Genomic DNA, 11,545 nt, shown 5'->3' on the forward strand with positions numbered 1-11,545 from the left:
TTCCCCATGTTCTGTTTGATTATCAGGACGCGACGCCGGCCAGCGCCAGCACGGTATGCATCAGCACGTTGGCGCCCGCCGCGCAATCGGCTTGCGTGGCGTCTTCGAGTTCGTTGTGGCTGATGCCGTCCTTGCAGGGCACGAACACCATCGCTGTCGGCATCACGGTGTTGAGGTTGCAGGCATCGTGGCCGGCGCCGGAAGTGATACGGCGATGCGAATAACCCAGCATCTTGGCGGCACTCTCCACCGCATCCACCAGCTTGGGATCGAAATGGGTCGGCGGCTTGCGCCAGATCAGGTCGAACTGCACCTCGACCTTGCGCCGGGCCGCGATCTCGGCGATCGCGGCGCGCAGATCCCTGTCCAGCGCATCCATGATCGCGGCGTCGGCGCTGCGGCAATCCACCGTGAAGGCGATCTCGCCGGGAATGACGTTGCGCGAGGGATTGGCGATCACGGCTTCCCCAATGGTGCCGACGGCTTTAGGTCCGTGCTTTTTCGCAATCGCTTCCATCGCCAGCACGATTTCCGACAGCGTCGCCAGCGCGTCGCGCCGCAGCGGCATCGGGGTGGAGCCGGCATGGCTCTCGAACCCGGTGATCTTGCCGTCGTACCACAGCACGCCCTGGCCGGAATCGACGACGCCGATGGTCTTGTTCTCGGCCTCCAGGATCGGGCCCTGCTCGATATGCAGTTCGACGAAGCCCGAGAATTTCTGCGTTCCCACCGGCCGGTCGCCGCGATAGCCGATGCTGTCGAGCGCCTGCGCCACGGTGACGCCCTCGGCGTCCTTGCGCGACAAAATGTCGTCGGTGGTGAAATCGCCGACATAGGCGGCGGAGGCCATCATCGCCGGCGCAAACCGCGAGCCTTCCTCGTTGGTCCAGTTGCAGATGCAGATCGGCGTCTCGGTTTCGATGCCGGCATCGTTGAGCGTGCGCACCACTTCCAGCGCCGCCAGCGTGCCGAGCACGCCGTCATATTTGCCGCCGGTCGGCTGCGTGTCGAGATGCGAGCCGAGCCCGATCGGGGCCTTCGACATGTCGCGCCCCTTGCGCACGCCGAACATCGAGCCCAGCGCGTCGACATGCACGTCCAGCCCGGCGGCCTCGCAGGCGTTCCGGAACCAGTCGCGTACCTGCCTGTCCTCCGGCCCCAGCGTCAGCCGCCGCACGCCGCCTTTCGGCGTGGCGCCGAATTTGGCGGTTTCGTGAATGGCGCCCCACAGCCGGGCGGAATCGATTTGCAGGTTGGAGCCGATCTTGGTCATGCACTATTCCGGGATGGGCAGTCGCTTGTTCATTCTCGTTCAGGCATTTTCAATGACGCGCCTGCGGCGGCGCGTCAACAATGACGCCGCCGCGGGCCAGATTTGCGGCGAGCTCGGCCACGCGCTCCACGGCGACGGTATCGGGCGAGGCCAGCCAGCTCGCCGAAAACGTCAGCTTTGGCAGTTGCACGTCGGTCGACAGCAATTGCAGCCGGCCGTCGGTCATTTCGCTTTCGACGATCGCGGTCGGGATCACGGCAATGCCGAGGCCCTCGATCGCCATGTGAATGACGGTCGCAATCGAGGCGCTGGCGTGCAGGCGCATCGGCGGCAGGTCCGGCCGGTTGAACAGCGATCGCACGACCTCATAGGGCGGGGTCTTGCGCGGGAAGGTGATGATCGGAAATTTCGCGAGATCATGCACCGTCAGTTGGCGGGTGCCGAGGCCGAGGGAAGGGCTAGCGAGGAACCCGACCGGATAGTCGCACAGCACGCGGTTGCTGACGCTCGGCGCAGTCAAGGGCCCGAGCAGGAACGCGAGTTCGATCTCCTGCGCCAAAAGGCGCGTCCGCAGGTTCGAGGTGATGTCGACTTCGATTTCGAGCGAGAGGTTGGGGTAGGCGTGATTGACGCTCTTGATCAGCTGCGACAGCCAGGTGTGCACGATGGTTTCGGCGACACCGAGCCGCAGCACGCCGCGCATCGCCGAGCGATCGCCGACCACGGCGAGCATCTCCGAGCGCAGCCCGATCAGCTTCTCGGCATAGACCATCAGTTGCCGTCCGCTTGGCGTCGGCAACACCATGCGGCGGTCGCGCTGCAGCAGCCGCACGCCCACCTCGCGCTCGAGCTGGGCGATCCGCTGCGAGATCGCGGGCTGGGTGGTGTTGAGCTTCTGGGCCGCGCCGCGAAAACTGCCGAGCGTCACCACCCACATGAAAGTCTCAATTGCCTTGAAATCAGTCATGCATCATCTGCCCGCAGATCGATAACGAGGTTTTATTGAAGTTGATTAGAAAAGACGATTAGACATTATCATAGTCCTATGCGGGAGTAGATGTCGACAAGAATGGACGCGGGGACAACGATGACCAGCTTGGCGAGGACGGAACGGGAAGGCCAGGATACGGCGGATTTATCGCCGAGCGTTGCGGCCCGTCATGCCTGCCGCAACGGCATGGCCCATCACACCGCGGGCGTCGCCAACGGCTTCGTCCAGGGCAACCTCGCCATCCTGCCGGAAAAACTCGCCGGAGCCTTTCATCGCTTCTGCCAGCTCAATCCCAAGCCGTGCCCGATCATCGGGATGTCCGATGTCGGTGACCCCCGCATTCCCGCGCTTGGCATCGATCTCGACATCCGCACCGACCTGCCGCGCTATCGCATCTGGCGTGACGGCGAAATCGTGGAGGAGCCGACCGACATCATGGCGCACTGGCGCGATGATCTCGTCGCCTTCGTGCTCGGCTGCTCGTTCTCCTTCGAGGAAGCGCTGCTGGAGGAAGGTCTGCCGATCCGCCATATCGAGCGCGACGTGCGCGTGCCGATGTACCGCACCAATATCGCCTGCAGCCCCGCAGGTCCGTTTGCCGGACCGATGGTGGTGACGATGCGGCCGTTCAAGCCCGCGGATGCGATCCGCGCGGTGCAGATCACGTCGCGTTTCCCCTCGGTGCATGGGGCGCCGGTTCATATCGGTCTCCCCGAGGCGATTGGCATCGCTGACCTCGCCATGCCTGACTACGGCGATCCCGTGCCGGTCGAGGCCGACGAAATTCCGGTGTTCTGGGCGTGCGGCGTGACCCCGCAATCGGTCATCCAGGCCGCGAAGGTGCCGTTTGCGATCACGCATGCGCCCGGATTGATGCTCGTGACCGATCTCAGGAACAAAGCGCTTGCCGTGCTTTGATGCAGCTTCTGCTGCTCATTCAGGCTTTACCGTAACCTTCGCCCGCTTCATCGATAGTCGCCATCCAGCATAAGGATATCGCCATGAACATCACGCGCCGTAACGTACTGCTTGGAGCCACTGCTGCCGCAGCGCTCGGACCTGTCGCGGCCCGCGCGCAGACGTCCGAAGTCGTGATCGGCGTGATCTATCCGTTCTCCGGCGCCAGCGCGCAGATGGGCGTCGATGCCCAGAAGTCGTTCGAGACCGCGCTCGACATCATCAACAAGAACCATGATTTCGATCTGCCGCTGGCGAAGGGCGAGGGCCTGCCCGGCCTCGGCGGCGCCAAGATCCGCCTCGTCTTCGCCGACCATCAGGCCGATCCGCAGAAGGGCCGCGCCGAGACCGAGCGCCTGATCACCCAGGAGAAGGTCTGTGCCGTCATCGGCACCTATCAGAGCGCGGTCGCCGTCACCGTCAGCCAGATCTGCGAGCGCTACCAGGTGCCGTTCATCTCGGCGGACAATTCCTCGCCGAGCCTGCACAAGCGCGGCCTCAAATTCTATTTCCGCGCCGCGCCCCATGACGAGATGTTCTCGGCCGCGATGTTCAACTTCTTCGACGTGATGAAGAAGAAGGGCACCAAGATCGACACGCTGTCGTTGTTCCACGAAGACACCATCTTCGGCACGGACTCCGCCAATACGCAGCTCAAGCTTGCTTCCGAGCGCGGCTACAAGGTCATCTCCGACATCAAGTACCGCTCCAACTCGCCGTCATTGTCCGCGGAAGTGCAGCAGCTCAAGACCGCGAATGCCGACGTGCTGATGCCCTCGAGCTACACCACCGACGGCATTCTCCTGGTCAAGACCATGGCCGAGCTCGGCTACAAGCCGAACGCGATCGTGGCGCAGAACGCCGGCTTCTCCGAAAAGGCGCTCTATGACGCCGTCGGTGACAAGCTCGAAGGCGTGATCTCGCGCGGCAGCTTCTCGCTCGATCTCGCCACCAAGCGGCCGATGGTCGGCAAGATCAACGCCATGTTCAAGGAGAAGTCGGGCAAGGATTTCAACGACCTCACCTCGCGCCAGTTCATGGGGCTCCTGGTGATGGCCGATGCCATCAACCGCGCCAAGTCGACCGACGGCGAGAAGATCCGCGAGGCGCTGGTCGCGACCGACATTCCGGGCGAGCAGACCATCATGCCCTGGAAGCGCGTCAAGTTCGACGAACTCGGCCAGAACAACGACGCCGACCCGGTGCTGCTGCAATACATCGGCGGCAAGTTCGTCACCATCTTCCCGCCGCAGGCCGCGATTGCGGACGCCGTCTGGCCGATGAAATAGGCTGACAACGGGGGCGGGGATATGACTGTGATGACCATCCAGAGACTGCCGCCCCTCGTCATTGCGAGGAGCGTAGCGACGAAGCAATCCATCGTGCCGCACGACGAAAGAATGGATTGCTTCGCGGAGCCTGTCATCGGGCGGCGCTACGCGCCGACCCGTTGGCTCGCAATGACGGGCATTGAGAGTAATGCCTCCGGGCTGGAGCGACTTTCATGACAGCCGAAGCCATCATCCAAAGCCTCGCCAGCGGCCTATTGATGGGCCTGCTCTATGGCCTGATCGCCGTCGGCCTCGCTCTGATCTTCGGCCTGATGGACGTCGTGAACTTCGCCCATGGCGAGTTCCTGATGATCGCGATGTACGCGACGTTCTTCCTGTTCGTGTTCTTTGCGATCGACCCCTTGCTGTCGGCGCCGCTGGTCGCTGCCGCCCTGTTCGTGTTCGGGGCAGTGGTTTATCTATTGATCGTGCGCTTTGCGGTGCGTGCCAAAGCCAATGCCGGCATGGTGCAGATTTTCTCGACCTTCGGCTTGGCCATCGTCATGCGCGGCTTGACGCAATATTTCTTCACGCCGGACTATCGCAGCGTCACCCATTCATGGCTCGGCGGCAAGACGGTGTCGGTCGCCGGCATCTTCCTGCCGGTGCCGCAACTGGTCGGCGCGCTGGTCGCAATCGCAGCCTTCGGCGGGCTCTATCTCTTCATCAACCGCACCGATTTCGGCCGCGCGCTGGAAGCGACCCGCGAAGATGCCGGCGCGGTGGCGCTGGTCGGCATCGACAAGAACAAGGTGTTTGCGCTGGGCTGGGGCCTCGGCGCGGCGCTGGTCGGTCTCGCCGGCGCCATCATGGCGATCTTCTTCTACATCTACCCTGATGTCGGCGCATCGTTCGCGCTGATCGCCTATGTCACGGTGGCGCTCGGCGGTTTCGGCAGCGTGTTCGGCGCCTTTGCCGGCGGCATCATCGTCGGCCTCGTCGAGGCCACCACCGCGATGCTGCTGCCGCCGTCGCTGAAGGCGGTCGGTATCTACGCCGTCTATCTCCTTGTCGTCTTCGTCCGCCCGCGCGGCCTGTTCGGATCGATGTGATGGATACCGCTTTCGCAGAACGCCGCCGCCGCGACCTCATCGTCGCCTTTGTCCTCGCCGCGGTCGCGGCCACCGTCCCGCTGTTCGTCAAGGACTCCTACCTCCAGAACATGATGGTACTGACCCTGATGTGGGGTGCGTTGTCGCAAAGCTGGAACATCCTTTCCGGCTATTGCGGGCAGATATCGCTCGGCCACGCGCTCTATTTCGGCCTTGGCGCCTATACCACCACGCTGCTGTTCACCAAGTTCGGCGTGCTGCCGTGGTTCGGCATGCTTGGCGGCGGCGTGATCTCCGCGCTGATCGCAATGGCGCTCGGCTATCCCTGTTTCCGGCTGCGCGGCCATTACTTCGTGATCGCCACCATCGTCATCGCCGAGATCGGGCTCTTGCTGTTCCACAACTGGGATTGGGCCGGTGCGGCAATGGGCATCGAGATTCCCGTGCGCGGCGACAGCTGGCTCAAATTCCAGTTCCCGCGCAGCAAGCTGCCGTATTTCTACTTCGCGCTGGCGCTGGCCTGCGTCGCCTGGTTCGTCACCTGGTGGCTGGAAGATTCCAAATGGGGCTATTGGTGGCGCGCGGTGAAGGATAATCCGGAAGCCGCTGAAAGCCTCGGCGTGGTCGTTTTCAATTCCAAGATGGGCGCGGCGGCGGTGTCGGCGTTCCTGGTCGCGGTCGGCGGCAGCTTCTATGCCCAATTCGTCTCCTACATCGATCCCGAAAGCGTCATGGGCTTTCAGTTCTCGCTCTTGATGGCGTTGCCCGCGGTGCTCGGCGGCATCGGCACGCTGTGGGGGCCGATGCTGGGCGCGGTCATCCTGATCCCGCTCACCGAGCTGACGCGCTCCTATGTCGGCGGCTCCGGAAAAGGTATCGACCTGATCGTCTATGGCGGCCTGATCATCGCGATCTCGCTGGCGCGGCCACAGGGGCTGATCGGCCTGTTCTCGGTCAAGAATTTCACCGGACTGTTTTCGCCGAAGGGCAAGGAGGCGGTCCGATGACGACTCCATTGCTGGAAACCCGCGGCGTCTGGCAGCGCTTTGGCGGCCTGATCGCCAACAGCGACGTCTCGATCTCGGTCGGGCGCGGCGAGATCGTCGGCCTGATCGGCCCGAACGGCGCGGGAAAGTCGACGCTGTTCAACCTCATCGCGGGCGTGCTGCCGCCGACCCAAGGCTCGATCATCTTCGACGGCGAGGATGTCACCGCATTGCCGGCCGCCGAACGTTGCCAGCGTGGCGTCGGCCGCACGTTTCAGGTGGTGAAGAGTTTCGAGAGCATGACGGTCATCGACAACGTCATCGTTGGGGCGCTGGTCCGCACGACGGTGATGCGCGATGCCCGCCGCAAGGCGCATCAAGTGCTGGAATTCTGCGGTCTTGGCCCGCGCGCCAATGTGCTGGCCAGCGATCTGGTCCCGTCCGAAAAGCGCCGGCTCGAGGTGGCGCGTGCGCTTGCGACCGAGCCGAAACTGCTGCTGCTCGACGAGGTGCTCACGGGATTGACGCCGGTCGAAGCCAAGACCGGCGTCGAGCTGGTGCGCAAGGTACGGGATACCGGCATCACCGTGCTGATGGTCGAGCACGTCATGGAGATCGTGATGCCGCTGGTCGACCGCGCCATCGTGCTCGACCTCGGCAAGGTGCTGGTCGAGGGCAAGCCTGCCGACGTCGTCCGTGATCCGAAAGTCATCACCGCCTATCTGGGAGACCGTCATGCTGTCGGTGCATGAAGTCACCACCGCCTATCAGGGCCTGGTCGCGATCTCGGCCGTCTCGATCGAGGTGGCGAAGGGCGAGATCGTCTGCGTCGCCGGCGCCAACGGCGCCGGCAAGTCGACGCTGCTGAAATCGATCGCCGGCGCCGAGCGTCCGCGCTCCGGCACGGTGTCATTCGACGGCATCCGCATCGACGGCATGGCGCAGCACGTCATCACCTCGCGCGGCATCGCCTATGTTCCGGAAAACCGCCGGCTGTTTCCCCGCCTGTCGGTGCGCGACAACCTGCGGCTCGGCAGCTATCTCTATCGCGGCGAGGCTGACCGCGAAGCGCCGCTCGATCTCGTGTTCAAGCTGTTTCCGCGCCTTTCGGAGCGGCTGGAGCAGCGTGCCGAAACGCTCTCCGGCGGCGAGCAGCAGATGCTCGCCATCGGCCGCGCGTTGATGACGCGCCCGCGGCTTCTGATGCTGGACGAGCCGTCGCAGGGCATCATGCCAAAGCTGGTCGATGAAATCTTCCAGGCGGTGAAGCGAATCCGCGACGCTGGCATGACCGTGCTGATCGTCGAGCAGCGCATGTCCGAGTGTCTGGAAATCGCCGACCGCGCCTACATCCTGCAGACGGGCCGCGTGCTGATGCAAGGGAGTGCGGCCGAGATCAGCGTCAATCCGGATGTGCGCAAGGCGTATCTGGGGCTGTAGCTGCAAGCACGCTGCCGTAGCCCGGATGAGCGAAGCGATATCCGGGGCGGGCGGTCCCGCATGTCGCTGCGCTCATGCGGGCTACGATTTTCTAGATCGGCGGATACGCATTCGGCAACAGCGCGCTAGGCGCGGCGAACTCGGCCTCATCTTCGTGGACGCAAAGGTTTCCACCAACGATGAATCCCTGCCACCCGTTTCCTGAGATGGCGTAAGCATTGAGTCCGACTTGCATCATGTCGGCTGGGCGGCTGCGGAAATCTCGCAGATAGTCTGGATCGACCAGCGCGATCTCCAATCCTTCAAACCAGGATCGAATTTCCATCGCGCGGACGTCGAGAATGAGCACATCGATGCGGGTAGGGTGTTCGTCAGTCCTTCCGCTTCTAAGCAGAAGAGGACCATGGCTCGCCCCATAGCCGACCACGGAGAATTTTCGGTCGGACTTGAAGGATTTGAGGTTGGTCTGCATCGGATGACTATGTGTGATCGTGCCCATGCTCCGGCAGCGTCAGCCCGAACGTCTTGACCAAATCCTTCACCTGTTCCGGCGACAGATACCTCGGGTTCAACCCGCGCAGCAGCAGATAGAGTTTAGCCGTCTCCTCCAGTTCTTCCACCGCAAACACCGCCGCCTCCAGCGTGTCGCCCGACACCACCGGCCCATGATTGGCAAGCAGCACAGATGAATATTTCCCGGCCAGCCCCTTGATCGCGTCGGCCACCGCGGGATCACCGGGGCGATAATAGGGCAGCAGCGCGGTCTGGCCGCATTTCATCAGATAATAAGGCGTCATCGGCGGCAGCGCGGCGCGCGGGTCGATCTCCGGCAGCATCGACAGCGCGACCGAATGGGTCGAATGCAGATGCACGATTGCGCGCGCGGCGCCGCGGGTCTGGTACAGCGCAGTGTGCAGCGGCACTTCCTTGGTGGGCGCATCGCCGGAAACCAGCCGGCCGTCGGGGCCGAGCCGTGACATTCGCGCCGGGTCAAGGAAGCCGAGCGAGGCGTTGGTCGGCGTCACCAGCCAGCCGCCATCGTCGAGCTTGACGCTGATATTGCCGGAGGAACCGGGCGTCAGCCCGCGCTCGAACAGCGAGCGGCCGAGGCGGCAGATTTCCTCGCGGATCCTTGTTTCGCTCATAGAACCGACCCCGTTTTTCGCCTTGTCTCACGCTTTGGCAGCGCGGCCAAGCCGTGATACGCAAGGGGCAAGGCCGCCGGCCCATGGCGGCGAACGAGAAACAATCGAGGGATCGCCGCAATGCCAGAATCCGCCAAACCGCGTGTCGCCGTCATCGGGCTGGGCTCGATGGGTTACGGCATGGCGACCTCGCTGCGCCGCGCGGGGCTGGAGGTCACCGGCTGCGACGTATCGGCTGAAACGGTGAAGCGGTTCGTGGCCGACGGCGGCAAGGGGGCGGGCACGCCGGCGGAAGCCGCAAAATCCGCCGACATCGTCGTCAGCGTCGTCGTCAACGCCGCCCAGACCGAAACTATTCTGTTCGGCGCCAATGGCGTCGCGGAAACGCTCGGTGAGGGCGCGGTATTCATTTCCTCTGCCACCATGGACCCCGACGTCGCGCGGCGGCTCGCCAAGCAGTTGGAAGCCACCGGCCGTCACTACCTCGACGCGCCGATTTCCGGCGGCGCGCAGCGCGCGGCGCAGGGCGAACTCACCATCCTCGCCTCTGGCAGCCCGGCCGCATTCTCAAAAGCGCGCCCGGCACTGGATGCGATGGCGGCAAAACTCTACGAACTCGGCGACGACGCCGGCCAGGGCGCCGCCTTCAAGATGATCAACCAGCTTTTGGCCGGCGTGCACATCGCCGCGGCTTCCGAAGCCATCGCGTTCGCTGCCAAGCAGGGCCTCGATATCCGGAAGGTCTATGAGGTGATTACGGCCTCCGCCGGTAATTCCTGGATGTTCGAGAACCGCATGCCGCATGTGCTCGATGGCGATTACGCGCCGCGCAGCGCGGTGGATATTTTCGTGAAAGACCTCGGCATCATCCAGGACATGGCGCGCTCGCAGAAATTCCCGGTGCCGGTTTCCGCCGCGGCCTTGCAGATGTTCCTGATGACGTCGGCCGCCGGCATGGGCCGTGACGACGACGCCTCGGTGGCGCGGATGTACGCCAAGGTCACCGGCACGCAACTGCCGGGCGAGCCGAAATAGCAAGATCACGAAGGGGACCCTCGATGCCGCGCTTTGCCGCCAATCTCTCCATGATGTTCACCGAGGTTCCGTTCCTCGACCGCTTCGATGCGGCGGCGAACGCCGGCTTCACCGCGGTGGAGTTCCTGTTTCCCTACGATCATCCGGCGGACGCGGTCGGCGAACGATTGAAGCGTAACGGCCTGACGCAGGCGCTGTTCAACCTGCCGCCGGGCAATTGGGATGCCGGCGAAAAAGGTTTTGCCGCGCTGCCGGAGCGGTTTGACGATCTCAAGCGAAGCCTCGATACGGCATTGCCCTATGCCAAGGCGACCGGCGTCAAGCGCTTACATCTGATGGCGGGTATTGCCGACCGTAGCAACGCCAAGGCCGTCGAGCAGTTCTATAAATCGGTGGCGTGGGCGGCGGAATTCTTCGCGCCCCACGACCTCGACGTCGTGATCGAGCCGATCAATTCGCGCAATGTTCCCGGCTACTTCCTCAACGATTTTCTGTTCGCGCGCGACCTGATCAACGAGCTGAAGATCCCGAATCTGAAACTGCAGTTCGACATCTATCACTGCCAGATCATCCATGGCGACGTCACCATGCGGCTGCGCGAGATGATGCCGATCACGGGCCATGTCCAGATCGCCAGCATTCCCTCGCGCAACGAGCCCGATGGCGAAGAGCTGAACTATCCGTTCCTGTTCACTGAACTCGACCGTCTCGGCTATGGCGGCTTCGTCGGCTGCGAATACAACCCGCGCGGCAAGACCGTCGATGGCCTCGGCTGGTTCAAGCCCTATGCCGGAGCGCAATCGTGAAGCTGTCTCTGGGATGCATCGCCGACGACTACACCGGCGCCTCCGATCTCGCCAACACGCTGACCCGTCAGGGCCTGCGCACGGTACAGACCATCGGCGTGCCATCAGACGATCTGGCGCTGCCGGAGGTCGATGCGGTCGTGGTCTCGCTCAAGAGCCGCTCGATCGAGGCTGGTGTGGCGGTGGAGCGTTCGCGCGCCGCGGAAAAATGGCTGCGCGGCCGCGGCGCCGGCCATGTGCTGTTCAAGATCTGCTCGACCTTCGATTCCACCGACGCCGGCAATATCGGCCCGGTAATGGATGCGCTGCGCACGGATTCGGGCGATGCGATCGTGCTGGTGACGCCGGCCTTTCCGGAAACCGGCCGCACCGTCTATCAGGGCAATCTGTTCGTCGGTTCCGTGCCGCTGAACGAAAGTCCGCTCAAGGACCATCCGCTCAATCCGATGCACGATTCCAACCTGGTGCGGGTGCTGGCGCGGCAGAGCCAAACCAAGGTCGGGCTGGCCGATCTCGCCACGCTGTCGCG

At 63.7% G+C, this 11,545-nt stretch carries 13 protein-coding genes; 9 read left to right on the forward strand and 4 right to left on the reverse strand.

Annotated elements, in window-relative coordinates:
• Positions 1–22: 22 nt before the first annotated feature.
• On the reverse strand, positions 23–1,273 hold the full coding sequence (locus CQ12_RS33440; protein WP_057839541.1) for a Zn-dependent hydrolase: 1,251 nt from the start codon (positions 1,271–1,273) through the stop codon (positions 23–25).
• A gap of 49 nt (positions 1,274–1,322) precedes the next feature.
• Complete coding sequence (locus CQ12_RS33445; RefSeq protein ID WP_057839542.1) at positions 1,323–2,240, reverse strand: LysR family transcriptional regulator; 918 nt, start codon at positions 2,238–2,240, stop codon at positions 1,323–1,325.
• Positions 2,241–2,360: 120 nt separating this feature from the next.
• Between CQ12_RS33445 and CQ12_RS33450 the strand changes: the two genes are divergently transcribed.
• From CQ12_RS33450 to CQ12_RS33480, 6 genes are all read left to right on the forward strand, one after another.
• A complete protein-coding gene (locus tag CQ12_RS33450; RefSeq protein ID WP_057839543.1) occupies positions 2,361–3,182 on the forward strand; it encodes a putative hydro-lyase in 822 nt (273 codons plus the stop codon).
• Positions 3,183–3,265: 83 nt separating this feature from the next.
• The gene (locus tag CQ12_RS33455; RefSeq protein WP_057839544.1) at positions 3,266–4,510 is read left to right on the forward strand and encodes an ABC transporter substrate-binding protein; all 1,245 of its coding nucleotides are present in this window, start codon (positions 3,266–3,268) and stop codon (positions 4,508–4,510) included.
• Between the two features lie 215 nt (positions 4,511–4,725).
• Positions 4,726–5,604: a branched-chain amino acid ABC transporter permease gene (locus CQ12_RS33465; protein ID WP_057839546.1), complete on the forward strand. Its 879-nt coding sequence runs from the start codon at positions 4,726–4,728 to the stop codon at positions 5,602–5,604.
• On the forward strand, positions 5,604–6,611 hold the full coding sequence (locus CQ12_RS33470) for a branched-chain amino acid ABC transporter permease (RefSeq protein WP_057839547.1): 1,008 nt from the start codon (positions 5,604–5,606) through the stop codon (positions 6,609–6,611). The genes CQ12_RS33465 and CQ12_RS33470 overlap by 1 nt, the downstream gene beginning before the upstream one ends.
• On the forward strand, positions 6,608–7,342 hold the full coding sequence (locus CQ12_RS33475; protein ID WP_057839548.1) for an ABC transporter ATP-binding protein: 735 nt from the start codon (positions 6,608–6,610) through the stop codon (positions 7,340–7,342). The genes CQ12_RS33470 and CQ12_RS33475 overlap by 4 nt, the downstream gene beginning before the upstream one ends.
• A complete protein-coding gene (locus CQ12_RS33480; protein ID WP_057839549.1) occupies positions 7,326–8,030 on the forward strand; it encodes an ABC transporter ATP-binding protein in 705 nt (234 codons plus the stop codon). The genes CQ12_RS33475 and CQ12_RS33480 overlap by 17 nt, the downstream gene beginning before the upstream one ends.
• Positions 8,031–8,121: 91 nt before the next feature.
• Here CQ12_RS33480 and CQ12_RS33485 read toward each other — a convergent pair whose 3' ends face one another.
• Complete coding sequence (locus CQ12_RS33485; RefSeq protein ID WP_057839550.1) at positions 8,122–8,529, reverse strand: hypothetical protein; 408 nt, start codon at positions 8,527–8,529, stop codon at positions 8,122–8,124.
• Complete coding sequence (gene otnC, locus CQ12_RS33490; RefSeq protein WP_057839551.1) at positions 8,510–9,175, reverse strand: 3-oxo-tetronate 4-phosphate decarboxylase; 666 nt, start codon at positions 9,173–9,175, stop codon at positions 8,510–8,512. The genes CQ12_RS33485 and otnC overlap by 20 nt, the downstream gene beginning before the upstream one ends.
• A gap of 120 nt (positions 9,176–9,295) precedes the next feature.
• On the opposite strand from otnC, the gene ltnD reads away from it, so the two are divergent.
• From ltnD to CQ12_RS46945, 3 genes are all read left to right on the forward strand, one after another.
• Positions 9,296–10,210 (forward strand): L-threonate dehydrogenase, encoded by a 915-nt coding sequence (gene ltnD, locus CQ12_RS33495; protein ID WP_057839552.1) that lies wholly within the window; start codon positions 9,296–9,298, stop codon positions 10,208–10,210.
• A gap of 23 nt (positions 10,211–10,233) precedes the next feature.
• Positions 10,234–11,016, forward strand: coding sequence for a 2-oxo-tetronate isomerase (otnI, locus tag CQ12_RS33500; RefSeq protein WP_057839553.1), 783 nt, complete (start codon positions 10,234–10,236; stop codon positions 11,014–11,016).
• The coding region (locus CQ12_RS46945) for a four-carbon acid sugar kinase family protein (RefSeq protein ID WP_245310275.1) at positions 11,013–11,545 on the forward strand (533 nt) is incomplete at its 3' end. The genes otnI and CQ12_RS46945, both read left to right, overlap by 4 nt.

Origin of the sequence: Bradyrhizobium jicamae (genome assembly GCF_001440395.1) — a bacterium.
GTDB classification, from domain to species: Bacteria; Pseudomonadota; Alphaproteobacteria; order Rhizobiales; family Xanthobacteraceae; genus Bradyrhizobium; species Bradyrhizobium jicamae.